The sequence below is a fragment of the Enterobacter cloacae complex sp. I2 genome (assembly GCF_014896205.1).
In the GTDB taxonomy this organism is placed as follows: Bacteria; Pseudomonadota; Gammaproteobacteria; order Enterobacterales; family Enterobacteriaceae; genus Enterobacter; species Enterobacter quasihormaechei.
The window spans coordinates 45,932-70,849 of sequence record NZ_JADBRA010000022.1; the positions used below are offsets into that span (position 1 = coordinate 45,932).

A 24,918-nucleotide genomic window follows, 5' to 3' on the forward strand; every position below is an offset into this window, starting at 1 on the left:
TTGTCACACTGTCAATTAAGCGTTTTTCTTCGCTTTCTTGTCAGCCTTTACCACTGCGGGGATGTCAGCTTTCACAGCAGCGACATCGCTTTCAGTGAAGTTACGACCGTAATAAGTATCCAGCAGGATCTGTTTCAGTTCGGAAATCAGTGGGTAGCGTGGGTTAGCACCGGTACACTGGTCATCGAATGCATCTTCAGACAGCTTATCTACGTGAGCGAGGAAGTCAGCTTCCTGAACGCCCGCTTCGCGGATAGATTTAGGAATACCCAGTTCAGCCTTCAGGCTTTCCAGCCATGCCAGCAGTTTCTCGATCTTCGCGGCAGTACGGTCGCCCGGTGCGCTCAGACCCAGGTGGTCTGCGATTTCAGCGTAGCGACGACGAGCCTGTGGACGGTCGTACTGGCTGAATGCAGTCTGCTTGGTTGGGTTGTCGTTGGCGTTATAGCGGATAACGTTGCTGATCAACAGGGCGTTAGCCAGACCGTGAGGAATGTGGAACTGTGAACCCAGCTTGTGCGCCATGGAGTGACACACGCCCAGGAAGGCGTTAGCAAACGCGATGCCCGCGATGGTTGCAGCACTGTGTACACGTTCACGCGCAACAGGGTTTTTTGAACCTTCGTTGTAAGAGGCTGGCAGGTTTTCTTTCAGCAGTTTCAGCGCCTGCAAGGCCTGACCGTCAGAGAACTCGGAAGCCAGTACGGAAACGTAAGCTTCCAGAGCGTGAGTCACCGCATCCAGACCACCGAACGCACAAAGTGATTTCGGCATATCCATCACCAGGTTGGCGTCAACGATAGCCATATCTGGCGTCAGCGCGTAGTCGGCCAGTGGGTATTTCTGACCCGTTGCGTCATCCGTCACAACCGCAAATGGCGTGACTTCTGAACCGGTACCGGAAGTGGTGGTGACGGCGATCATTTTCGCTTTCACGCCCATTTTCGGGAACTTGTAGATACGTTTACGGATATCCATAAAGCGCAGCGCCAGTTCTTCGAAGTGAGTTTCCGGATGCTCGTACATGACCCACATGATTTTCGCGGCGTCCATTGGGGAACCGCCACCCAGTGCGATGATCACATCGGGTTTGAAGGAGTTCGCCAGTTCAGCACCTTTACGGACAACGCTCAGGGTTGGGTCAGCTTCAACTTCAAAGAAGACTTCAGTTTCGACGCCAGACGCTTTCAGAACAGAGGTGATCTGGTCTGCATAGCCATTGTTGAACAGGAAACGGTCAGTCACGATGAGCGCACGCTTGTGGCCATCAGTAATCACTTCATCCAGCGCGATTGGCAGAGAGCCACGACGGAAGTAGATAGATTTCGGAAGTTTGTGCCACAACATGTTTTCAGCTCGCTTAGCAACGGTTTTCTTGTTGATCAGGTGTTTTGGACCAACGTTTTCAGAGATGGAGTTACCACCCCAGGAACCACAACCCAGAGTCAGGGAAGGTGCGAGTTTGAAGTTGTACAGGTCACCGATACCACCCTGAGAAGCAGGGGTGTTAATCAGGATACGTGCCGTTTTCATCTTCTGACCGAAGTGTGCAACACGCTCAGGCTGGTTATCCTGGTCGGTGTACAGGCAAGAGGTGTGACCGATACCGCCCATGGCAACCAGTTTCTCTGCTTTTTCTACCGCGTCATCGAAATCTTTCGCACGGTACATGGCCAGCGTCGGAGACAGTTTTTCGTGAGCAAACGGCTCGCTTTCATCAACGACGTTAACTTCACCAATCAGGATCTTGGTGGAAGCAGGAACGCTAAAGCCGGCGAGTTCGGCAATTTTATAGGCTGGCTGACCCACGATAGCGGCGTTCAGCGCGCCATTTTTCAGAATCACGTCCTGAACGGCTTTCAGCTCTTTACCCTGCAACAGGTAGCCGCCGTGGCTGGCGAAACGTTCACGAACGGCGTCGTATACAGAATCAACAACGACAACGGACTGTTCAGATGCACAGATAACGCCGTTATCGAAGGTTTTAGACATCAGCACAGACGCGACGGCGCGTTTGATGTCAGCGGTTTCGTCAATAACAACCGGGGTGTTACCTGCGCCTACGCCAATAGCCGGTTTACCGGAGCTGTAAGCGGCTTTAACCATGCCAGGACCACCGGTCGCCAGGATCAGGTTAATGTCCGGGTGATGCATCAGGGCGTTGGACAGCTCGACAGAAGGTTGGTCGATCCAGCCGATCAGATCTTTTGGTGCGCCCGCCGCAATAGCCGCCTGGAGCACGATATCGGCTGCTTTGTTAGTGGCGTCTTTCGCACGTGGATGCGGGGAGAAAATGATTGCGTTACGTGTCTTCAGGCTGATAAGAGATTTGAAGATGGCGGTAGAGGTTGGGTTAGTGGTTGGAACGATACCGCAAATGATGCCGATCGGTTCTGCTATGGTGATGGTGCCGAAAGTATCGTCTTCTGACAGCACGCCGCAGGTTTTCTCATCTTTATAGGCGTTGTAGATATACTCTGAAGCAAAGTGGTTTTTAATCACTTTATCTTCAACGATACCCATGCCGGATTCGGCAACGGCCATTTTAGCGAGAGGGATTCGAGCATCAGCAGCAGCCAGAGCGGCCGCGCGGAAGATTTTATCAACCTGTTCTTGGGTGAAATTGGCATATTCACGCTGGGCTTTTTTAACGCGCTCGACGAGGGCGTTCAGTTCAGCGATATTGGTAACAGCCATAATGCTCTCCTGATAATGTTTAAACTCTTTTAGTAAACCAGCGCTCGATACGTCTGACAGTATAGTCAGTGCCGATCCCACTTGCGTAACACACAGTAAAACAAAGGATTACGCACTGCTTATGCTCACTAATTTACTAAAAGAGCCTTACCTTAGCATCATACCTTTTTGATAGGTGATCTCCCTGGCGGCGTAACCAAGATTACTCACTTCTGAGTACGAAAATTATGATCAGGATCAATTTTGTCCTAAGCTGATACCTTTCAGCAGGGTTATTTCGTGCTAATTTTTCCAGTGTTAAATAATTAAGTAACTATTGGAAGTGGCGCTATCATTGATTATACAAACGTTTAACATCATGAATTGATAACGTTTTAGAACAGATTTCTGGTGAAGTGTGCGGCTAAAAAGCGTATCTTCAGCGCGGATTTATCATGACACGCTATTTCTCCCTGGCCATGCTCAATTGCGGAGCTTAATGTGATTCAAACGCTCTTTGATTTCCCTACATATTTTAAGTTTTTTATCGGTTTGTTTGCGCTGGTCAACCCGGTAGGGATCATCCCTGTCTTCATTAGTATGACCAGCTATCAAACGGCCGCCGCAAGAAACAAAACCAACCTGACGGCAAACCTGTCGGTGGCTATCATCTTGCTGACCTCTCTTTATCTGGGGGACGCCATCCTTCAGGTCTTCGGCATCTCGATTGATTCGTTCCGAATAGCGGGTGGGATCCTGGTGGTGACGATTGCCATGTCGATGATCAGCGGTAAGCTGGGGGAGGATAAACAGAACAAGCAGGAGAAATCAGAGACCGCAATCCGCGAAAGCATCGGCGTTGTGCCGCTGGCATTGCCGCTGATGGCAGGCCCGGGGGCAATCAGCTCAACCATCGTCTGGGGAACGCGCTATCACAGCCTGATGCATCTGATCGGCTTTTCTGTCGCCATTGCGCTTTTCGCGCTGTGCTGTTGGGGCGTTTTTCGCATGGCGCCATGGCTGGTACGCTTGCTGGGACAAACGGGCATCAACGTGATCACCCGTATCATGGGCCTGCTGTTAATGGCATTGGGCATCGAATTTATCGTTACCGGTATAAAAAGCATATTCCCTGGATTATTACATTGACTTTCATTTGAAAGAGCGGAGCCGACGGCTCCGTTTTTTTTTTACGTGATTATCAGCAAATCATATAAATAAAGTTGAATTACGGTCCAGCCATAATAAGTTCTACTAATAACGCTCTCTTGTTGTTTTTCAAGAGGTTGTTTATTTTCAGCTTCCCCCTCTGCGCATAAATCCTTCGAACCCTCTGTTATTTTACTCACATGATACTCTGGGGCTTGCTGACAGATAACCGAAATGATATTAGTAATTTCGAGGCTGACCCAGACGAATGTGCTAAATAATAATCAATTGTTAAATTTTCGTGAAAAATCGTTCGGATTGGTCATGGCATTACGCTCTCAGCGATGCAATCTTGTAATGCTTTGATTTCAAAGGTTTTTACTTTGTATTGGTGGGGTTGAAGATTTATGGCTTAGATGAGCCATCCACCGTAAAAGAGAAATGCTTAACAAATTTGCAAAATGTATTGGCGAGAGTTGGCACCATTTGGTACTTTCCGGCCTTATATTTTGCAGCATTAATCAAGTTGATGAGAACTATTTTCATATAGACCTCACGAAAGATATCCAATGCATCTCTCTGACAGGGGAGAGGTGTAAAGAATCGACGCAAGATCGCCGTACGAGCGGTCAGTAATAATGAAGTCGGTGATAGCAAGAAGTAAAAAAAGAACCTGACAGTAGCAAAAAAAACTCCTGCGCTGTACAGGCCCCGACAGGGGATTACACAACTGGCGAAGGCCAGTCATTATAATGAGTGGAGTATCAACACAATGTCCATCATCACAAAAAAAAGTCTGGTAGCGGCGGGGATTTTAACTGCGCTAATCGCGGGCAACGCTGCAATGGCTGCGGACGTTCCTGCCGGTGTTCAGCTGGCTGAGAAGCAAACGCTGGTGCGTAATAACGGTGCGGAAGTGCAGTCTCTCGATCCGCACAAAATTGAAGGTGTTCCAGAGTCTAACGTTAACCGCGATCTGTTTGAAGGTCTGTTGGTGACGGACGTAGACGGCCACCCGGCACCGGGCGTGGCGGAAAAATGGGACAATAAAGATTTTAAAGTCTGGACCTTCCATCTGCGTAAAGATGCCAAATGGTCCGACGGTACGCCGGTTACCGCCGAAGATTTCGTTTACAGCTGGCAGCGTCTGGCGGATCCGAATACCGCCTCCCCGTATGCGAGTTACCTTCAGTATGGTCATATTGCCAATATTGATGACATCATCACGGGCAAAAAGCCTGTTACCGATCTGGGCGTAAAAGCCATTGATGCCAACACCTTCGAAGTGACGTTGAGCGAGCCTGTTCCGTACTTCTATAAGCTGCTGGTTCACCCGTCTGTTTCCCCGGTACCAAAATCCGCTGTAGAAAAATTTGGTGAAAAATGGACGCAGCCTGCGAATATCGTGACCAACGGTGCGTACAAGCTGAAAAGCTGGGTCGTTAACGAACGTATGGTACTGGAGCGCAACCCGCAGTATTGGGATAACGCGAAGACCGTAATCAATCAGGTCACCTACCTGCCAATTTCTTCAGAAGTGACGGACGTCAACCGCTACCGCAGCGGTGAAATCGACATGACCTATAACAACATGCCGATTGAACTGTTCCAGAAGTTGAAAAAAGAGATCCCGAAAGAAGTGCACGTCGATCCTTATCTGTGCACCTACTACTACGAAATTAACAACCAGAAAGCACCGTTCACCGACGTGCGCGTGCGTACCGCGCTGAAGCTGGCTCTGGATCGCGATATTATCGTTAATAAAGTGAAGAATCAGGGCGACCTGCCAGCTTACAGCTACACCCCGCCTTATACCGACGGTATGAAACTGGTTGAGCCTGAGTGGTTCAAATGGTCCCAAGAAAAACGTAACGAAGAAGCGAAAAAACTGCTGGCTGAAGCCGGATACACCGCTGATAAGCCGCTGACGTTTAACCTGCTGTACAACACCTCGGATCTGCATAAAAAACTGGCTATCGCCGTGGCGTCAATCTGGAAGAAAAACCTGGGCGTGAACGTGAAGCTGGAAAACCAGGAATGGAAAACCTTCCTCGATACGCGCCACCAGGGAACGTTTGACGTGGCGCGCGCCGGCTGGTGTGCGGACTATAACGAACCGACCTCCTTCCTGAACACCATGCTTAGCGACAGCTCAAACAACACGGCACACTATAAGAGCCCGGCGTTTGATAAGCTGATTGGCGAGACCCTGAAAGTGGCAGATGACGCCCAGCGCGCCGATCTGTACGCGAAATCAGAACAACAGCTCGATAAAGACTCTGCGATCGTGCCGGTTTACTACTACGTCAACGCCCGCCTGGTGAAACCGTGGGTAGGGGGTTATACCGGTAAAGACCCGTTGGATAATATTTCCGTTAAGAATCTTTATATTATCAAGCATTAATGGCAATACGTGGGGCGAGCGAGCTTGCCCCACTGTGTCTACTTTGTAACATTCATCAGGCACACGCCAGAAGGTACGGGCAATGTTGAAATTTATCCTGCGTCGCTGTCTTGAAGCGATTCCAACGTTATTTATTCTAATTACAATTTCCTTCTTCATGATGCGCCTTGCGCCGGGCAGTCCATTCACCGGTGAACGTACGCTGCCGCCAGAAGTCATGGCCAACATCGAAGCGAAATACCATTTAAACGATCCCATTACCACGCAGTACTTCAATTATCTGAAGCAACTTGCACACGGTGATTTTGGACCGTCATTCAAATATAAAGACTATTCCGTTAACGACCTGGTGGCGTCCAGCTTCCCGGTATCGGCTAAATTAGGGGCTGCTGCATTTATCCTGGCCGTTGTTCTCGGGGTCACTGCGGGCGTTATCGCCGCGCTAAAACAAAATACCCGATGGGATTATACCGTCATGGGGGTCGCAATGACCGGGGTGGTTATCCCCAGCTTCGTTGTCGCGCCGTTGCTGGTCATGATATTCGCTATCACCCTGAAATGGCTGCCCGGTGGCGGCTGGAACGGCGGGGCGCTGAAGTTCATGATACTGCCGATGGTGGCATTATCTCTGGCGTACATTGCCAGCATCGCGCGTATTACCCGCGGTTCAATGATTGAAGTTCTGCACTCGAACTTCATCCGTACCGCCCGTGCGAAAGGGCTGCCGATGCGCCGGATTATTTTCCGTCATGCGCTCAAGCCTGCACTGTTACCGGTGCTCTCCTACATGGGGCCTGCTTTCGTCGGCATTATCACCGGTTCAATGGTTATTGAAACCATTTATGGCCTGCCGGGCATCGGACAGCTGTTTGTTAACGGGGCGCTTAACCGTGACTACTCGCTGGTGCTGAGCCTTACGATCCTCGTTGGCGCGCTGACCATTCTGTTTAATGCCGTTGTCGATGTGCTGTATGCCGTTATCGACCCGAAAATCCGTTACTAACTGGAGCACGCCATGATGTTGAGTAAGAAAAACAGCGAGGCGCTGGAAAACTTCAGTGAAAAGCTGGAGGTTGAAGGTCGTAGCCTTTGGCAGGACGCCCGCCGTCGTTTTATGCATAACCGCGCCGCCGTTGCCAGCCTGGTCGTGCTGGTGCTTATCGCGCTGTTCGTCACCCTGGCGCCAATGCTGTCGCAGTTCACCTATTTCGATACGGACTGGGGCATGATGTCCAGCGCGCCGGATATGGAATCCGGGCACTATTTTGGTACCGATTCATCTGGCCGTGACCTGCTGGTGCGCGTGGCGATCGGTGGCCGCATTTCCCTGATGGTCGGCATCGCGGCGGCGCTGGTGGCGGTAATCGTCGGCACGCTTTACGGTTCGCTTTCCGGTTACCTTGGCGGGAAAGTGGATTCCGTAATGATGCGTCTGCTTGAAATCCTGAACTCCTTCCCGTTCATGTTCTTCGTTATTCTGCTGGTGACCTTCTTTGGTCAAAATATCCTGCTGATCTTCGTGGCCATCGGGATGGTCTCCTGGCTGGACATGGCGCGTATTGTGCGCGGCCAGACGCTGAGCCTTAAACGTAAAGAGTTTATCGAAGCGGCACAGGTTGGTGGGGTTTCTACCGCCAATATCGTGGTGCGTCATATCGTTCCTAACGTGCTGGGCGTGGTCGTGGTGTACGCCTCCCTGCTGGTGCCAAGTATGATCCTGTTTGAATCCTTCCTGAGCTTCCTGGGATTAGGTACACAAGAGCCGCTGAGCAGCTGGGGCGCGTTGTTAAGCGATGGCGCAAACTCCATGGAAGTATCACCGTGGTTACTGCTGTATCCGGCGGGCTTCCTGGTGGTCACTCTGTTCTGTTTCAACTTTATCGGCGATGGCCTGCGTGATGCCCTCGACCCGAAAGACCGTTAAGGAGCGCCGTCATGACCATTATTGAAACGGCAACCGCGCCACAGGCGCAACAGCGGTCCAGTGCACTGCTGGACGTAAAAGACCTCCGTGTGACGTTTAAAACCCCCGACGGCGATGTGACTGCCGTTAACGATCTCAACTTCGACCTGCGTGCCGGTGAAACGCTGGGCATTGTGGGCGAATCCGGGTCCGGTAAATCCCAGACCGCATTTGCGCTGATGGGCCTGCTGGCGTCAAACGGTGCGATCGGCGGTTCGGCGAAATTCAACGGGAAAGAGATCCTGAATTTGCCGGAGCATGAGCTGAACAAGCTGCGCGCCGAGCAAATTTCAATGATTTTCCAGGATCCGATGACCTCCCTGAACCCCTATATGCGTGTGGGCGAGCAGCTGATGGAAGTGCTGATGCTCCACAAGGGCCTGGGCAAAGCCGAAGCGTTTGAAGAGTCTGTCAAAATGCTGGATGCGGTGAAAATGCCTGAAGCACGCAAGCGCATGCGCATGTACCCGCACGAATTCTCCGGCGGCATGCGTCAGCGCGTCATGATCGCGATGGCGTTGCTTTGTCGGCCAAAACTGCTGATCGCCGATGAACCGACCACCGCCCTGGACGTGACCGTACAGGCGCAGATCATGACGCTCCTGAACGAGCTTAAGCGTGAGTTCAACACCGCGATAATCATGATCACCCACGATTTGGGCGTCGTTGCCGGGATCTGCGACAAAGTATTAGTCATGTATGCAGGCCGCACGATGGAATACGGTAATGCACGCGATGTCTTCTACCAGCCCGCCCATCCGTACTCTATTGGCCTGCTGAATGCCGTACCGCGCCTTGATGCGGAAGGGGAGTCCCTGCTGACCATCCCGGGCAACCCGCCAAACCTGCTGCGTCTGCCGAAAGGTTGTCCGTTCCAGCCGCGTTGTCCGCACGCGATGGAAATTTGTAACAGCGCACCGCCGCTGGAAGCGTTTGCCCCAGGCCGTCTGCGCGCCTGCTTTAAGCCGCAGGAGGAGCTGGTATGAACGCAATCGACGAAAAAAGAAATGTGCTGCTCGAAATCGCTGACCTGAAGGTCCATTTCGATATCAAAGACGGCAAACAGTGGTTCTGGCAGCCTGCCAAAACCCTGAAAGCGGTGGATGGCGTTACGCTGCGCCTGTACGAAGGGGAAACCCTGGGCGTGGTGGGCGAATCCGGCTGCGGCAAATCGACGTTTGCGCGTGCGATCATCGGCCTGGTGAAAGCCACCGACGGCAAAGTGGCCTGGCTGGGCAAAGATCTGCTGGGGATGAAGCCGGATGAGTGGCGCGACGTGCGCAGCGATATCCAGATGATTTTCCAGGATCCGCTGGCGTCCCTGAACCCGCGCATGACCATCGGTGAAATCATTGCCGAGCCGCTGCGTACCTATCATCCGAAGATGCCGCGTCAGGAAGTGCGCGACCGCGTGAAAGCGATGATGCTCAAGGTGGGTCTGTTGCCTAACCTCATCAACCGCTATCCGCACGAGTTTTCCGGCGGTCAGTGTCAGCGTATTGGCATCGCACGAGCGTTGATCCTTGAGCCGAAACTGATTATCTGCGATGAGCCGGTTTCGGCGCTGGACGTTTCTATTCAGGCTCAGGTTGTTAACCTGCTCCAGAAACTGCAACGGGAAATGGGGCTATCGCTGATCTTCATCGCCCACGATCTGGCGGTGGTAAAACACATTTCAGACCGTGTGCTGGTAATGTATCTGGGGCACGCCGTGGAGCTGGGCACCTATGATGAGGTGTACCACAATCCGCTGCACCCTTACACCAAAGCGCTGATGTCTGCGGTTCCCGTTCCGGATCCCGATCTGGAAAAGAATAAAACCATTCAGCTTCTGGAAGGCGAACTGCCTTCGCCAATTAACCCGCCTTCAGGTTGCGTATTCCGTACGCGGTGCCCCATCGCCGGGCCGGAATGTGCAAAAACGCGTCCGGTTCTGGAAGGCAGTTTCCGACATGCGGTTTCCTGCCTGAAAGTAGACCCGTTATAATCGCAAGGGCTGACATGATGTCAGCCCTTATTTTCGAGGTTAATGTGTCGCGATTATTCACGTCGGCCCGTCAGCGGCTGTATCATTTCTTATTTGATCCTCAAACGGTTTCCGGTCGCCGCTTCGAAGGACTGTGCGGTTTATTTGCGCTGATTAGCGTCATTATTATCTTTATCGAATCCGGCGCCGGCACGCAGTACCACATGACGTATGAGGAGTGGCACGTATTTGTCTGGCTGGAATTAATCGTCACGCTGGTGTTTACCGCAGAATATGTGCTCAGGGTCATTAGCTGGCCAAATCCGGCAAAATACGTTTTTAGCCTTTGGGGGTTTATTGATTTAGCCACCATTCTGCCGCTGTACGTCATGTGGCTGTGGCCGGAAATAAGCCTGAACTATGTGTTTGCCTGGCGCGCAATGCGGGCAATTCGCGTGTTGCGCATACTGAAGCTGCTGCGCTTTATGCCGTCGCTGCGGGTGTTTTGGGTCGCGATTGTCAGCGCCCGCCACCAGCTTATTCTCTTCTATTCGTTTATTGCCATCGTGATGATCGTGTTTGGCTCCCTGATGTATTTAATCGAAGGGCCGAAGTACGGGTTTACCACGCTTAATGCTTCCGTTTACTGGGCCATCGTCACGGTAACGACCGTGGGCTACGGGGATATCACGCCGCATACGCCGCTCGGAAGAATCGTGGCATCCGTTCTGATCCTGATCGGCTATTCGGTGATAGCGATCCCGACGGGGCTAATTACCACCCACATGAGCAGCGCGTTTCAGGGCAGCAAACGGCAGCGTAAATGCACGCGGTGTCAGCAGGGGAATCATGAACCCGGCGCGCGGTTTTGTCACCGCTGTGGAAATGCCTTACCGGATTAATTAAAAAAGGCTGCGATGGCAGCCTTTTTTATTATTCGCGCCAGAGAATATGGCACAGCTTGTGGTCTTTTTCGCGGCACAGCAGCACGCGCGCAAAGATGTCGTTAATTTCGCCGCCGTCTTCGTCCGCCAGCCCAATCACCACTTCGGCAAAGAAATCCGGGTTGAGGTCAAAATCGACGTGTTCGGCCCAGTCTTCAGACGGATCGAACAGCTCGGCGCCGCCACGCTCTTCAAATTGCAGGTTGAAAAGAATCACGTCAGCCGGGTCGAGATTATCGACCGCCAGTTCGAGAAAAATATCGTAGGCCTGCTCGAGCGTTTCGTCTTCGGTCAGGCGATTGTTCAGATCCATTTCCATGATGACTACCTGTTAAACATCGTTGGGCACGTTTTACAGCAACGGACTAAAGAAGTAAAACAGTCGTTCGGCAATTCGCTGCCACAGCGGACGTTTCGCCCACAGCCTGGCGTCCAGCAGGCGTGAACGAGAAATATAATCGTCCTGAACCGCCGCCAGATCGCCGCCAAACCCGGCGTCATCGATGACCAGCGTAATTTCAAAATTCAGCCACAGGCTCCGCATATCCAGGTTGACGGTGCCCACCAGGCTGAGCTCTCCGTCCACCAGCACGCTCTTGGTGTGCAGCAGCCCGCCCTCGAACTGATAGATTTTCACGCCCGCGGCCAGCAGCTCGCTGAAGAACGCACGGCTTGCCCACCCGACCAGCAGCGAATCGTTCTTGCGCGGCATAATAATGCTCACATCCACTCCGCGCTGTGCCGCCGTACAGATGGCATGCAGAAGGTCGTCGCTGGGAACGAAATAGGGCGTGGTCATGATCAGATATTCACGCGCTGAGTACGCGGCGGTAAGCAGTGCCTGATGGATCAGATCTTCCGGGAAGCCAGGACCGGAGGCGATGGTATGGATAGTGTGCCCGCTGGCTTCCTCAAACGGCATGATATTGCCATCCGGTGGCGGGGGAAGAATGCGTTTGCCGGTTTCAATTTCCCAGTCGCAGGAGTAGACGATGCCCATAGACGTTGCCACCGGGCCTTCCATGCGAGCCATCAAATCAATCCATTGCCCCACGCCGGAATCCTGTTTGAAGAAGCGGGGGTCAACCATATTCATGCTGCCGGTGTAGGCGATATAGTTATCGATCAGAACCATTTTTCGGTGCTGGCGGAGATCCATGCGCCGCAGAAATACGCGGAAAAGATTCACCTTCAGCGCCTCGACCACCTCGATACCGGCATTGCGCATCATGCCGGCCCACGGACTGCGGAAAAAGGCCACGCTGCCGGCGGAGTCCAGCATCAGGCGGCAGTGGATACCGCGACGTGCAGCCGCCATCAGCGATTCGGCTACCTGGTCCGCCATGCCGCCCGGCTGCCAGATGTAAAACACAATCTCGATATTATGTCGGGCAAGTTGAATGTCCCGGATCAGCGCCTGCATCACATCATCGGAAGAGGTCATCAACTGGAGCTGGTTGCCTTTTACACCGGCGATCCCCTGGCGGCGTTCGCACAGCTTGAACAGGGACGACGCCACGCTGCTGTTCTCTTCGGCGAAGATATGCTTGCAGGCTTTGAGATCGGCAAGCCATTTTGCCGTGGAGGGCCACATGGCGCGGGCGCGTTCGGCCCGGCGTTTACCCAGATGAAGTTCACCAAAAGAGAGATAGGCGATTATGCCCACCAGCGGGAGAATGTAGATAATCAGAAGCCAGGCCATGGCGGAAGGGACCGCTCTGCGCTTCATCAGAATGCGCAACGTCACCCCGGCAATTAACAGCCAGTACCCTAAAATGACCAGCCAACTCACCACGGTGTAGAAGGTTGTCATAAATAAAAAATCCTTTTGAAAGCGTATTGTTATGAGTTTACGCATCAGGATTCATCTGGCAAATAAAAACGGCAGATAAAAGCGCTGGTTTGCCGCCCGCTTAGGCTTATAATGGCATCTCTGTTAGAGAAAGAGTTGTAGACATGAAGCGCAGTAGAACTGAAGTCGGGCGCTGGCGCATGTTGCGACAGGTGAGTCGTCGTAAGGCTCGTTGGCTGGAAGCACAATCCCGCCGCAATATGCGTATCCACGCCATCAGAAAATGTGGGCTGAACAGACACCGTAATGCGCTGTTGTTCGCGGTCCAGGACATCTGATAACCCTGAGGGCACCGAAAGGTGCCCGTTGTTTAACTGACGCGGTCTGCGGCTTTAACGGTATACAGTTTCAGATTTCGGGAATATCGACGTTGCGGCGATATTCCCTTTGTTTTGAGCAAAAGGAGTGAGACGTGTTTGCGGAGTTTGGTGTACTGAATTTCTGGACCTATGTTGTCGGCGCATTTTTTATCGTGCTGGTTCCAGGACCGAACACCTTGTTTGTGCTGAAAACAGGGATTGGCCACGGCGTGAAAAAAGGGTATCTGGCCGCCACCGGTGTATTTATTGGTGACGCGGTGCTGATGTTTCTGGCCTGGGCGGGCGTCGCCGCGCTGATCCAGACCACGCCGGTGTTATTCAATATCGTCCGCTACCTCGGGGCGTTTTACCTGCTGTGGCTCGGCGGGAAAATGCTCTGGTCCGTTATTAACCGTCAGAATAATACACATGATAACAGCGCCGAACCGGCAAGCGCGATCCTCAAGCGTTCGCTGGTATTGAGCCTGACGAACCCGAAAGCGATTCTTTTTTACGTGTCGTTCTTCGTCCAGTTCATCGATGTAAACGCGAAGAATACCGGCACGTCGTTCCTGATCCTCGCCACAACGCTTGAGCTGATTAGCTTCATGTACATGAGCTTCCTGATTTTCTCAGGCGCGTTTGTGACGCGTTACCTGAAAACCAAAAAGAAACTGGCGAAGCTGGGGAATGGGCTGATCGGTCTGCTGTTTGTCGGCTTTGCGGCGAGGCTGGCGTCGCTGCACTGAATGAAGAAAAGGCTCCCGAGGGAGCCTTTCTTTTAGAACACTTTTTTATACGGACGAACCGTGACTTTCTCGTACACGCCGGCTGCGACGTACGGGTCTGCTTCTGCCCACGCCTGCGCGGCTTCCAGAGATTCAAACTCGGCAATCACCGTGGAGCCGGTAAAACCTGCCGCTCCCGGATCGTTGCTGTCAACGGCAGGCATCGGGCCCGCGGTCAGCAAACGGCCTTCATCCTGTAGCAACTGTAAGCGCGCCAGATGGGCAGGGCGAACGGAAAGACGTTTTTCCAGAGAATCATGTACATCTTCAGCGTAAATCACGTAAAGCACGGCAAAGCTCCTTAACCGGTGAAAGTGACAATAACGTTATGTGAAAGCACAAATGACTGCAATGTAAAGATAATCACATTGTTAAAACCCTGATCTGGATGCCCCTTTTTTGCCCGCTTACGCGCTTAAATTGCGCCAGGACAAAGTGTCTTATTGAATATGATTGCTATTTGCATTTAAAATCGAAGTTCGGTTTTTTAACGTTGATGATTATGACTTCGATGACCCTTGATTTACCTCGCCGCTTTCCATGGCCGACGCTGCTTTCCGTCGTTATTCACGGTGCTGTCGTGGCGGGTCTGCTCTATACCTCGGTTCATCAGGTTATTGAAATGCCGGCGCCAGCGCAGCCAATTTCTGTGACCATGGTATCGCCTGCGGATCTTGAGCCGCCGCAGGTTGCGCCGCCGCCGCCACAGCCCGTTGTTGAACCGGAGCCGGAACCCGAGCCAGTTCCTGAGCCGCCGAAAGAAGCGCCGGTGGTGATCCATAAGCCAGAGCCAAAACCTAAACCAAAACCGAAGCCAAAACCCAAGCCGGTTAAAAAGGTGGAAGAGCGTCCTAAACGTGAAGTGCGTCCGGTAGAGCCACGCGCCACGCAACCGGTTGAAAATGCCGCGCCGTCGCGTCCGCTGATGAATAACACCGCGACCGCGACGAAACCGACGGTAACCGCGCCAGCGGGCCCGCGCGCGCTGAGCCGTAATCAGCCGCAGTATCCGGCGCGCGCGCAGGCGTTACGCATTGAGGGGCGCGTAAGGGTGAAATTTGACGTCACCGCCGACGGTCGCGTTGATAACGTGCAAATCCTCTCCGCCCAGCCGGCGAATATGTTTGAACGTGAAGTGAAATCGGCCATGCGCAGGTGGCGCTACGAGGCCGGTAAACCCGGCAGCGGGCTGGTTGTGAACATTGTCTTCCGCCTGAATGGCGGGGCGCAAATGGAATAACGGCCAATAAAAAGCCTCCGCGAGGAGGCTTTTTTTATACCTGAAGCTAATTCCGGGGAAGCTGGCGCGGTTTACCGTCGCTATCCACCGCCACATAGATGAATAATGCCTCCGTCGCCTTATAGCGCTGACCAATCGGTTCAGAAGAGACTTTTTTTACCCATACCTCAATGTTGATGGAGATAGACGTATTGCCGCGTTTTACGCAGCGCGCGTAACAGCAAACCACATCTCCTACCGCAACCGGACGCAGGAAGGTCATGCCATCGACCCGGACGGTGACTACGCGCCCGTGGGCGATCTCTTTAGCCAGAATTGCGCCGCCCATATCCATTTGCGACATTAGCCAGCCGCCAAAAATATCGCCATTGGCATTGGTGTCAGCGGGCATTGCCAGTGTGCGTAAAACCAGTTCGCCCTGAGGGGCGTCAATTGTTGTCATTGTTTTTAAACTCGTAACTGAAGACTTCAGGCGGGATGCTACTATGATTTCTGGCTGGAGAGAATAGGGTGAGCGCCCGCAGCGCGGGCGCCTGAGGGTCAGAAGGACATGGTTACGCCGGCGTAATACGCGCGGCCCGGTTCGTTATAGGTCGATGCACCGTCATTTTCACGGTAAATCTGTTTGTCAAAGAGGTTGCTGATGCCGGCATTCAGGCGCAGGTTTTTGGTCAGCTGATAATTACTGCCGATACCCACGATGGAATACGCGCCGATCTCTCTGTTGGACATCGCATCCTCCTCTTTGCGGATTTCAGCGTTCTCTCTGGGCTTCTGGCGGCCATACATCGTCCAGCTTACGTTGGCTGAAAGCTTGCTGTTAACCTCCCAGTCCAGCATGGTGTTGACGGTATATTTGGGGATGATAGACAGCGGGTTGCCGGTGTCTTTACTTTCAGACTGGATCATATACGTCGCATTGGTACGCCAGGTCAGCGTGTCGCGAATAACCGGCACGGTGAGGTTGCCTTCCAGCCCTTCAACAACGGCCTTGCCGCCGTTCTCCCATTGCAGGATATTTACGTCGCTGCTTGTCTGCCCCAGCACGTCCGTTCCTGAAACGATCTTGTTTTTGTAATCGTTGCGGAACCAGGTAATTCCAGCCTCGTAGCCTTCCAGGGCAAAGGCCAGGCCGATCTCTTTGTTCACGCTGATTTCCGGATCCAGATCCGGGTTGCCTAACAGGTAGCAGCTTCCCTCGGAAATGTTGTTCGGACAACCGTTCCCGCGGGTGGAAAGCAGATAGCCTTCGCTGGACTGATACAGGTTCGGCGCTTTAAATACCCGAGCGATACCCGCCTTCACCTTGAACATGTCGCCTAAATCCTGTGAAACGTTAAGGCTTGGGCTCCAGTTGCTGCCAAATTTATTGTGATAATCGAAGCGGATCCCCGGGATCAGGTTGGTCCCCTGACGCGCTTCAATATTGTCCTCAAGATAGATCCCGGTGAGATCGGCGCTGTTTTTGCTTTTGCGCTCGGAAGCGGTGCCGGAAACGCCGTTAATCACTTCTCCCGACACGTCCGTCGCCTGCATTGACGCCGGGTCGTTGAGCTCATCGCGGTTCCACTCTGCGCCGATGGTCAGCGTCTGGTCCACCAGCCAGAACAGCGGAATGTTCAGCTCGCCTGTGGAACGGTACGACTCAAGCCGGCTGGTGTCGTACTTGTCGCTGTTGATCATACCCTCAACTCTGCCCGTCGACCCTTCCTGCAAGCGGGTGTTGTTAGTTTTCTCGTAATAGACGCCAAACTTCGACTGGCCCCAGTCCCAGATGCCGTTGTGCGTAATGCCGTATGACTGGCGGTACATACGGTTAGTTTCGTGACCGTACAGGGACGATACCAGGCCACCAGGGCTGACGTTGCCGTTGCTGTACTGCGTATCGCCCGCGTAGATATTGCCCTGGCGGCTGTAGCTGTAGTCGAAGTCGATAATTTGCTGCGGCGTGAGTTTCCAGGAGAGAAGGGCGTTGATGTCTTTGTTTCGTACGCCTTCGCGTCCGGCGGCGTAAGAGCCGTTTTGCGCGGTGTTAATATCCTCGGCGTCCGCGTCGGTTTTGTTGATGTTCCCGTAAAGGCGCATCGTTAACGCATCGCCTGCGAGAGGACCGCTCAGATCGAAGTTAGCGCGTTTTGTCGCTCCCTCTTTATCATTTTCAGGCTGGTTGGTGTAGAGCGAGAGCGAGCCGTGCCAGTCGTTGGTCGGGCGTTTGGTAATGATGTTGACGACGCCACCGGCAGCCCCGGAGCCATAGCGAGCGGCGGCAGGCCCGCGGAGCACTTCAATGCGCTCGACCATTTCTGGCGGAACCCAGTTGGTGTCCCCGCGGGTGTCGCGCTCGCCGCGCCAGCTGTAGCGCACCGAGTTACGGGACGTCACCGGCACGCCGTCAATCAGGATCAGGGTATTTTCCGGCCCCATACCGCGAATATCGATCTGGCGGTTGTTGCCGCGGCTGCCCGTCGCGCTGTTGCCGGTGAGGTTTACCCCGGGCATTTTACGAATGATTTCAGAAAGATCGTTTACCGGCGGGTCCTTTTCGATGTCCTTCGCCGTAATAACCGAGACGCCAGGCTGCTGCTTCAGCGCCTCTTCAGCCGTCGCCTGAACCACCATGGTTTCACCGTCGTCGAGAGTCTCTTCTGCTGCATGCGCGCCCTGGCCCAGTGCCGCAAGGATGGCCAACGTAAGTGAAGCGGGGGCAAATCTTATTATGCTTTTCATCAACTCATTTCCATTTGTTAAAATGCGATGACGAATATTAATGATAGTGATTCTCATTACAATGAGAAGGGAGCAATCTCCATAAAATCTTCATGATTCAGTCATTTTTGAAGAAGGGGGGCGGAATGTGAAAGAAAAGTGAAAAAAGGCCAGATCGCATTGCGATCTGGCCCGTAGGGTTACTGCTTATCGTCCTGCGGCATGTGCCGGTAGATGTACACGCCGCTTAGCAGCGTAAACACGAGCGTCAGGGCCGTCAGGCCAAATACCTTGAAGTTGACCCAGATATTCTGCGGCAGCCAGAAAGCGATGTAGATATTGGCAAGACCGCACAGGATAAAGAACAGCGCCCAGGCCAGGTTCAGACGCCCCCAGACTGCCTGAGGCAGCGTCAACTCTTTGCCCAGCATGCGCTGGATCAGCGGCTTTTTCATCACCCACTGGCTGATGAGCAGCGCGCCCGCAAACAGGCCATAAATCACCGTGACCTTCCACTTGATGAATTCATCATTGTGGAAGAACAGCGTCAGGCCGCCAAACACCGCCACCATCAGGAAGGTGATGAGCGCCATCTTCTCAACCTTGCGGTAGCGAACCCAGCTATAAATCAGCACCACAGCCGTGGCTACAATCAGCGCCAGCGTGCCGGCATAAATGTCGTACAGCTTATAAAAAGCGAAAAATACGATCAGCGGTAAAAAATCAAGAAACTGCTTCATTCTGCGATCCCGGTTACTGACGAATTAACATGTACAGGCGGAACAAATAGACCAGCAGCACGGCTGAAATCAGGTTGCTCAGCGTATTGGCGACAACCGCACCGACGTTTGGCGTTAACACCGCGAAATTCGGCGCAAACAGCAGTAGCAGCGTTTTGGCCAGTAACCAGCTGATAACGGCCGGCGCGACCAGTCGCATATTTGCCCACGCGAGCCTGATGCTGCTACGCATGGCGGTGAAAACGCCCATTTTGTCCTGCACCACCATGACTGGCGCGAATGAAAGAACGATAGCCAGCAACACGCCAGGAACGACAACCAGCATTATCCCCATCTGGACCAGCAGTGTGGTCAGGAAGATGAGGATAAACAGCTTGGGCAGCACCGGCGCGCTGGCGCCGATTGCACGTAACGCGCTGACGCGTTGCCCGGCAGACACCAGCTGGATCATCAGCAGCACGCCTCCGGCCAGAATGGCATTGCCAATCAGGCCCGAGAAGGTCGATGCCGCAGAGGCGCGCAGCAAGATTTGCTGTTGTTCTGGCGTCATATTCTGCACAAGGTCAAACAACCCCGCGCTGCCTGCAAGATGATCCCCCTGGCTCAGCGTGGCAATCTGTTCATCACTGGGTGAGAACGCATGACCCAGCACCACCGTAATAAAGGCGCACAACAACGCGATCAGTAAAAAGGTAATGAACTGATTGCGGAAAAAATTTCCCGTGTCACGGTAGACAGACTTCGCCGTGATAGACATGCACTCTCCTTGAGTATTGCAGGTGTTAATTAGCCGGCAATTGTACACCGGATATGGCGCTGGTGGCAGCATCAAGGCTTGTATGGAAAAGCATATCTTTGTAAAGCTGCAAAAGACGGACCCACCCAATCAGACTGTGAGAGCCAGAAATTGTCCAGCCGCGACTGTAAGCGCAAGTGAGGAAAAACAGAAATTTTTGTAACCGAGAAATGCCATAAATTGACGTGGTAACAACTTATTGCTTTATGTGGCGTCACCAAAAATTAACCTAGATCAATGAATGTTAACTTACTGGTTTTAATGTGATCTGTGTTAGATCACTTATTACTCTTTTGTGAGTATATTCTCCTCCGCAATTAAAACCACAACGATGGAGCGGATATGAAAAAATTAGCGGTGGCAGCCCTTATCTTAAGCAGTCTCTCTGGCGGCGCGTACGCGCATGAAGCAGGTGAATTCTTTATTCGTGCCGGTTCGGCAACGGTGCGCCCAACGGAAGGCTCAGACAGCGTACTGGGGATGGGCGGTTTCAACGTCAGCAATAACACTCAGCTAGGCTTGACCTTTACCTATATGGCAACGGATAACGTGGGCGTTGAGCTTCTTGCCGCCACGCCGTTTCGTCACCGCGTCGGTTTGGGACCGACCGGAGACATTGCCACGGTGCACCATTTGCCGCCAACGCTGATGGCGCAATGGTACTTTGGGGATTCCAGCAGCAAGGTGCGCCCCTATATTGGCGCGGGCGTTAACTACACCACCTTCTTTGACGAGAAATTTAACGATACCGGGAAAGCGGCCGGTCTCTCCGACCTTAGCCTGAAGGACTCCTGGGGTGTGGCGGGGCAGGTGGGGCTGGACTATCTGATCAACCGCGACTGGCTGATCAACGCCTCGGTCTGGTACATGGATATTGATACCGACGTTCGCTTCAAGGCGGGCGGAGAGCAGCAGAGTATCAGTACCCGTCTGGATCCGTGGGTGTTTATGTTCTCTGCGGGTTACCGTTTCTGATTCGGTAAAAACTGGCCGCACAGCGGCCAGTGCCGGACGTCAAAAGGACGGATAAACAGGGCGTTCGTCCAGCTTCATGCAGTGGCTGAGCGTCGATTCGCCATCATAAAGGTAGCTGAACGCATCGCGTGAAATGGAGTGGAACAGAACATCCCCGTTTGCAAAGGGAATAATTTCGGTATCGCCGACACGTTTATGGCCAGCGCCGGTTTCAAAATGCCCGGGCCACTTTTCCTGGGTGTGGTCGTAGACGTGCAGAATAATTTCGACCAGGCCGCGTTCCGGGCAGTTCAGCCGCAAAAACGTCGATGAGAAATTCAAAGACGAAGCGTGAAACGAGATAAAAACAAGCAAAAATCCAAAACATCTAAAAAACATCAACGCGTGAAAACCCTACTCAAACCAGACGTAAGATTTTACTTAAGTGTAAATCTTTCCTGTTGCTGTGGATCAATAAGAGTTAAGTTTCAAAAGCCTATATTAAGTCTTCCTCGCCTTTTGTTCTCGCGGGGACGATATATCCCTGTAAGTCCGTGAATTGCTGTATGGTGGTTCTTCCATACATCTGGCTGGAGGGGATATCCCCAACATCAAATTTGAGTGTCCGGTATGTGCAGGCAAACAGTTTTATTTCACCACGTTTAGCCCGACGCACAGCCAACCTCACGGTGCGGTCTGTTCAGTTTGCGGAACCCGCCTCACCACCCATTCATGCCTCCCGAAACTCAAAAGGCGACGGTGGCTAAAGCCAGCGAGGTGAAACAAGGCCTCCCGTAGAGGCCTTTTTCGTACCTGAGAGCTACTTCTGAATCAAATACCGTATGGTTGGCCCGTCCTGCTGGATATCCAGCACGGTATAGCCGTGGTTTTTAGCATCAAGCGGAATGTTGTTGATGGACTGGGGGCAATCGCTCACCACTTCCAGAATTTCACCTTTTTTCAGCTGCGGTAACGCCTCAAGCGTGGCAACGGCCGGGTAAGGACAGGGTTCACCCACCATATCGAGACGATAGTCAGGCACGATCTCTTTCATGCGGCATTCTCCTGAGTTTCAGTTTTGACGGTAGCCCGGCGGAAGAAACGCTTCTCTTGTGCAACCACCAGCAAGAAGGCGACAAGCAGCAGGGCGTAGGTCACCATGAGCCCCCCGAGTGGACCAAAGGTATTCAGCAGATTGACCTTGTCCCAGTTGGTTGCCAGCATCGGAGAGACGTCATCCCAGTAGTACGCCAGGAGGGTTGAGCCAATCACGTTACCCAGACCAACCCACCAGTAATGCACCTGGCCTTCCACGGCGCGATACATCCAGCCGGTTTCGCACCCGCCGGCCAGCACGATGCCAAAACCAAACAGCAATCCGCCAATGACCGCATTAGGTCCGGCCCACATGATTTTCGGCTCCACGCCAAGCTGCACATAGCTAAAGATGCCGATCGCGCTGACCGCCATACCGGCAATGATTGCCTTCGCCATCATCGTTCGTCCGGTGATCCACATATCGCGAAACGCGGAGGTAAAGCAGATCTGCGCGCGTTCAATCAGCAGGCCGAAACCGACGCCGAACAGCATTGCCAGGCCGAGTTTTGGCTGATTCATCGCCGTGCACATCGCCCAGGCAACCATGGCAAAAAAGACCAGCATACCGAGGCGGAAGCGACGACGGGCCTGATCGGGCTTTTGAGTCAACGGAGAGGCAGCGCTCACTTTCGTCATTTTCACCGGAATGCGGAACAGCGGCAGCAGGGTGAACTTTGCGCCGAAGTATGAGCCGATGGCGGTGGCGACGGCAAAGAACCACGCATGCAGCGAGAACTGCGGTATACCGGTAAAGAACGCGGCAAGGTTACAGCCCATCGCCAGGCGGGCGCCAAACCCGGCAATGATACCGCCGACCACGGCCTGCATAATGCGGATGCGGCTTTTCGGCATGCGTAACTTAACGTTGTTGGCCCACAGCGCGGCCGCAAAACAGCCGCCGAACATGCCGATGATCATCATCCCGTCAATGCGGGTCAGCGGTGTGCCCTCAAGATGGATCAGCTTAAAGTAGCCCCACTCTTCGGCATGAACGCCCGCAAGCTGCAATAGCTGTCCACCCCAGCGAGTAAACTCGCCCGTAACGGCCCAGAAGGTGCCGGTAATACCGAAATAATAAGTAGAGAGAATGCCTGCCGCGATAACGGCCGGAACAGGTGACCAGAACTTAACCAGGTAAGTCTGCTTGAAGTAATGCCAGGACATGAATAACCTCTGAACTCAGAAGGATAACGCTAAAAAGAGTCCAGATCATACGCTTACGCGAAAGATTGGAAAGTCATTCACACCGAAAATATCGACAGGATCAATTTTGACAGGTTGCTCTCAGGGAGCAAGGGGGAAAACCGCCTGGCGCCGGGGCCAGACGGTTGTAACGGTTACGCCCTGCGCGTGGCCGCCTTCATGGATGTGACGAACGTATTCAGCTCAGCCAGCATCTGCTCTGGTTTATCCACGTTCTTCTCAATAATCTTAACGATAGCCGAACCTGAAATGGCCCCGGCGGCCTTTGCGTCAATGGCCGCAGTAACCTGATCCGGAGACGAAATCCCGAAGCCCTGAAGCGGTGGTGCGGCATGGTATTCTGCCAGCTTCTCCACAAGGTGATGCAGCGGCAGCGCGGCTTTGTTCTCCGCGCCGGTCACGCCCGCACGGGAGAGCAGGTAGGTATATCCTCGTCCGTAAGAGGCAATCTGGCGCAACAGATCGTCATCGGCATTCGGCGGACAGATGAAAATCGGCGCGACGTTGTGGCGCATCGCCGCCTGACGGAACGGCGCGGATTCTTCAACGGGCACGTCAGCCACCAGCACGGAGTCGACACCCACGCGGGCGCACTCGGCGTAAAATGCATCAATACCGCGGCTGAAGACCAGGTTGGCGTACATCAGCAGGCCAATCGGGATGGTCGGGTGTTTCTGGCGGATCGCCGCCAGCATTTCAAAGCACTGGGTCGGCGTCACGCCTGCCGCAAAGGCGCGCAGGGTGGCGTTCTGGATGGTTGGGCCATCCGCCAGCGGATCGGAGAAGGGAATACCCAGCTCCAGCGCGTCGGCACCGGCTGCGATCAGGGTGTCAATAATCTTCAGCGACTGCTCGGGGCCGGGGTCGCCCAGCGTCACGAAGGGAACGAACGCGCCTTCCTGGCGGGATTTCAGTTCAGCAAATACGTTGTCGTAGCGTTCCATCAAATTTCCCCTCGTGCTTTCAGAATATCGTGAACGGTAAAGATATCTTTATCCCCGCGGCCGGAAAGGTTCACCACCAGCAGCTGCTCTTTTTCCGGGTTTTCCTTCATCATTTTCAGCGCGTGCGCAAGGGCATGGGAAGACTCCAGCGCCGGGATGATCCCTTCATTGCGGCACAGCGTTTTGAAGGCCTCCAGCGCTTCGTCATCGGTGATGGAGACGTAATCTGCGCGCCCCGTGCTGTTCAGGAAGGCGTGCTGTGGCCCAACGGACGGGAAATCCAGCCCGGCAGAAATCGAGTAAGACTCTTCGATCTGCCCTTCGTCGGTCTGCATCATCGGGGCTTTCATACCGAAGTAGATCCCCACGCGGCCATGCTTCAGTGGCGCGCCGTGCTCGCCCGTTTCGATGCCGTGACCGGCAGGCTCGACGCCAATCAGCCCAACGCGGGTTTCGTCGATAAAATCGGCAAACATGCCGATGGCGTTAGACCCGCCGCCGACGCAGGCAATCACCGCATCCGGCAGGCGACCCTCTTTTTCAAGGATCTGCGCTTTGGTCTCTTCACCGATCATGCGCTGGAATTCGCGCACGATGGTCGGGAACGGGTGCGGGCCCGCCGCGGTGCCGAGCATATAGTGGGCGGTTTCGTAACTGCCAGACCAGTCGCGCAGCGCTTCGTTACAGGCATCTTTCAGCGTGGCGGAGCCGCTGTGCACCGGGATCACCTCCGCGCCCATCAGACGCATACGGAATACGTTCGGCGACTGGCGCTCAACGTCTTTGGCACCCATATAGATGCGGCACTTCAGGCCGAGCAGGGCGCTGGCGAGAGCAGAGGCCACGCCGTGCTGGCCCGCGCCGGTTTCAGCGATAATTTCTGTTTTACCCATGCGCTTAGCGAGCAGCGCCTGGCCCAGCACCTGGTTAGTTTTGTGCGCGCCGCCGTGCAGCAGATCTTCACGCTTAAGGTAGAGCGTGGTTTTTGTGCCTTCGGTCAGGTTACGGCATTTGGTCAGCGCTGTCGGACGGCCCGCGTAGTTTTTCAGCAGGTCGGTAAACTCCGCCTGAAACGCCGGATCTTTTTGCGCGCTCACGAACGCTTCTTCCAGCTGGCGCAGCGCGGGCATCAGGATTTGTGGGACGTACATCCCACCGAACTCACCAAAATACGGGTTAAGTAATGTCGTCATCTT

The 24,918-nt window shown here is 53.6% G+C and carries 24 protein-coding genes and 1 pseudogene; 11 read left to right on the forward strand and 14 right to left on the reverse strand.

Annotated elements, in window-relative coordinates:
* Positions 1-15 precede the first annotated feature (15 nt).
* Entirely contained in the window at positions 16-2,697 is a 2,682-nt protein-coding gene (gene adhE / locus IM300_RS18335; protein WP_063452246.1) for a bifunctional acetaldehyde-CoA/alcohol dehydrogenase, read from the reverse strand.
* Between the two features lie 480 nt (positions 2,698-3,177).
* Here adhE and IM300_RS18340 point away from each other — a divergent pair, with 480 nt between their 5' ends.
* From IM300_RS18340 to IM300_RS18370, 7 genes are all read left to right on the forward strand, one after another.
* A complete protein-coding gene (locus tag IM300_RS18340; protein ID WP_063452247.1) occupies positions 3,178-3,825 on the forward strand; it encodes a YchE family NAAT transporter in 648 nt (215 codons plus the stop codon).
* Positions 3,826-4,597: 772 nt separating this feature from the next.
* The gene (gene oppA, locus IM300_RS18345) at positions 4,598-6,229 is read left to right on the forward strand and encodes an oligopeptide ABC transporter substrate-binding protein OppA (RefSeq protein ID WP_193037715.1); all 1,632 of its coding nucleotides are present in this window, start codon (positions 4,598-4,600) and stop codon (positions 6,227-6,229) included.
* A gap of 82 nt (positions 6,230-6,311) precedes the next feature.
* A complete protein-coding gene (oppB, locus tag IM300_RS18350; protein ID WP_063452249.1) occupies positions 6,312-7,232 on the forward strand; it encodes an oligopeptide ABC transporter permease OppB in 921 nt (306 codons plus the stop codon).
* Between the two features lie 12 nt (positions 7,233-7,244).
* Entirely contained in the window at positions 7,245-8,153 is a 909-nt protein-coding gene (oppC, locus tag IM300_RS18355) for an oligopeptide ABC transporter permease OppC (RefSeq protein ID WP_003856740.1), read from the forward strand.
* An 11-nt stretch (positions 8,154-8,164) separates the two neighbouring features.
* Positions 8,165-9,178, forward strand: coding sequence for an ABC transporter ATP-binding protein (locus IM300_RS18360; protein ID WP_193037717.1), 1,014 nt, complete (start codon positions 8,165-8,167; stop codon positions 9,176-9,178).
* The gene (oppF, locus tag IM300_RS18365) at positions 9,175-10,179 is read left to right on the forward strand and encodes a murein tripeptide/oligopeptide ABC transporter ATP-binding protein OppF (protein ID WP_003856743.1); all 1,005 of its coding nucleotides are present in this window, start codon (positions 9,175-9,177) and stop codon (positions 10,177-10,179) included. The genes IM300_RS18360 and oppF overlap by 4 nt, the downstream gene beginning before the upstream one ends.
* Before the next feature lie 14 nt (positions 10,180-10,193).
* Positions 10,194-11,060 (forward strand): ion transporter, encoded by an 867-nt coding sequence (locus IM300_RS18370; protein WP_193037719.1) that lies wholly within the window; start codon positions 10,194-10,196, stop codon positions 11,058-11,060.
* 31 nt (positions 11,061-11,091) lie between these two features.
* On the opposite strand, the gene IM300_RS18375 is transcribed toward IM300_RS18370, so the two are convergent.
* Together IM300_RS18375 and cls are read right to left on the reverse strand one after the other, a co-directional pair.
* The gene (locus IM300_RS18375; RefSeq protein WP_006810881.1) at positions 11,092-11,421 is read right to left on the reverse strand and encodes an HI1450 family dsDNA-mimic protein; all 330 of its coding nucleotides are present in this window, start codon (positions 11,419-11,421) and stop codon (positions 11,092-11,094) included.
* A 33-nt stretch (positions 11,422-11,454) separates the two neighbouring features.
* Positions 11,455-12,915, reverse strand: a complete 1,461-nt coding sequence (gene cls, locus IM300_RS18380) for a cardiolipin synthase (protein WP_063452252.1) — start codon at positions 12,913-12,915, stop codon at positions 11,455-11,457.
* A 143-nt stretch (positions 12,916-13,058) separates the two neighbouring features.
* Between cls and IM300_RS18385 the strand changes: the two genes are divergently transcribed.
* Together IM300_RS18385 and leuE are read left to right on the forward strand one after the other, a co-directional pair.
* A complete protein-coding gene (locus IM300_RS18385; protein ID WP_017384232.1) occupies positions 13,059-13,232 on the forward strand; it encodes a YciY family protein in 174 nt (57 codons plus the stop codon).
* A gap of 134 nt (positions 13,233-13,366) precedes the next feature.
* Positions 13,367-14,002 carry a leucine efflux protein LeuE gene (leuE, locus tag IM300_RS18390; RefSeq protein WP_063866543.1) on the forward strand — a complete coding sequence of 212 codons (636 nt, stop codon included), beginning with the start codon at positions 13,367-13,369 and terminating at the stop codon, positions 14,000-14,002.
* 32 nt (positions 14,003-14,034) lie between these two features.
* On the opposite strand, the gene IM300_RS18395 is transcribed toward leuE, so the two are convergent.
* A complete protein-coding gene (locus IM300_RS18395) occupies positions 14,035-14,331 on the reverse strand; it encodes a YciI family protein (RefSeq protein ID WP_063452254.1) in 297 nt (98 codons plus the stop codon).
* A 221-nt stretch (positions 14,332-14,552) separates the two neighbouring features.
* Here IM300_RS18395 and tonB point away from each other — a divergent pair, with 221 nt between their 5' ends.
* Complete coding sequence (tonB, locus tag IM300_RS18400) at positions 14,553-15,281, forward strand: TonB system transport protein TonB (protein WP_074177750.1); 729 nt, start codon at positions 14,553-14,555, stop codon at positions 15,279-15,281.
* Positions 15,282-15,327: 46 nt separating this feature from the next.
* On the opposite strand, the gene yciA is transcribed toward tonB, so the two are convergent.
* The 5 genes and pseudogenes from yciA to IM300_RS18425 form a co-directional block, all read right to left on the reverse strand.
* Positions 15,328-15,723, reverse strand: a complete 396-nt coding sequence (gene yciA / locus IM300_RS18405) for an acyl-CoA thioester hydrolase YciA (RefSeq protein ID WP_193037721.1) — start codon at positions 15,721-15,723, stop codon at positions 15,328-15,330.
* A gap of 98 nt (positions 15,724-15,821) precedes the next feature.
* The gene (locus tag IM300_RS18410; RefSeq protein ID WP_193037723.1) at positions 15,822-18,008 is read right to left on the reverse strand and encodes a TonB-dependent siderophore receptor; all 2,187 of its coding nucleotides are present in this window, start codon (positions 18,006-18,008) and stop codon (positions 15,822-15,824) included.
* 179 nt (positions 18,009-18,187) lie between these two features.
* Positions 18,188-18,727 (reverse strand): septation protein A, encoded by a 540-nt coding sequence (locus IM300_RS18415; RefSeq protein WP_063452258.1) that lies wholly within the window; start codon positions 18,725-18,727, stop codon positions 18,188-18,190.
* Positions 18,728-18,740: 13 nt separating this feature from the next.
* A complete protein-coding gene (locus tag IM300_RS18420) occupies positions 18,741-19,484 on the reverse strand; it encodes a YciC family protein (protein WP_193037725.1) in 744 nt (247 codons plus the stop codon).
* A gap of 25 nt (positions 19,485-19,509) precedes the next feature.
* Positions 19,510-19,590: pseudogene (locus tag IM300_RS18425) on the reverse strand (YkgJ family cysteine cluster protein); the annotation flags it as partial.
* 275 nt (positions 19,591-19,865) lie between these two features.
* Between IM300_RS18425 and ompW the strand changes: the two are divergent.
* Positions 19,866-20,498: an outer membrane protein OmpW gene (ompW, locus tag IM300_RS18430; RefSeq protein WP_063866546.1), complete on the forward strand. Its 633-nt coding sequence runs from the start codon at positions 19,866-19,868 to the stop codon at positions 20,496-20,498.
* 39 nt (positions 20,499-20,537) lie between these two features.
* Here the strand turns inward: ompW and IM300_RS18435 are convergent, their stop codons facing one another.
* The 5 genes from IM300_RS18435 to trpB form a co-directional block, all read right to left on the reverse strand.
* Positions 20,538-20,819, reverse strand: coding sequence for a hypothetical protein (locus tag IM300_RS18435; RefSeq protein ID WP_370551720.1), 282 nt, complete (start codon positions 20,817-20,819; stop codon positions 20,538-20,540).
* 478 nt (positions 20,820-21,297) lie between these two features.
* The gene (gene yedF, locus IM300_RS18440; RefSeq protein WP_003856774.1) at positions 21,298-21,531 is read right to left on the reverse strand and encodes a sulfurtransferase-like selenium metabolism protein YedF; all 234 of its coding nucleotides are present in this window, start codon (positions 21,529-21,531) and stop codon (positions 21,298-21,300) included.
* Positions 21,528-22,739: a selenium metabolism membrane protein YedE/FdhT gene (gene yedE, locus IM300_RS18445; protein ID WP_193037727.1), complete on the reverse strand. Its 1,212-nt coding sequence runs from the start codon at positions 22,737-22,739 to the stop codon at positions 21,528-21,530. Before yedE ends, yedF begins: the two co-directional genes overlap by 4 nt.
* 173 nt (positions 22,740-22,912) lie before the next feature.
* Positions 22,913-23,722, reverse strand: a complete 810-nt coding sequence (gene trpA / locus IM300_RS18450) for a tryptophan synthase subunit alpha (protein ID WP_193037729.1) — start codon at positions 23,720-23,722, stop codon at positions 22,913-22,915.
* Complete coding sequence (gene trpB, locus IM300_RS18455; protein WP_063452264.1) at positions 23,722-24,915, reverse strand: tryptophan synthase subunit beta; 1,194 nt, start codon at positions 24,913-24,915, stop codon at positions 23,722-23,724. The genes trpA and trpB overlap by 1 nt, the downstream gene beginning before the upstream one ends.
* Positions 24,916-24,918 lie beyond the last annotated feature (3 nt).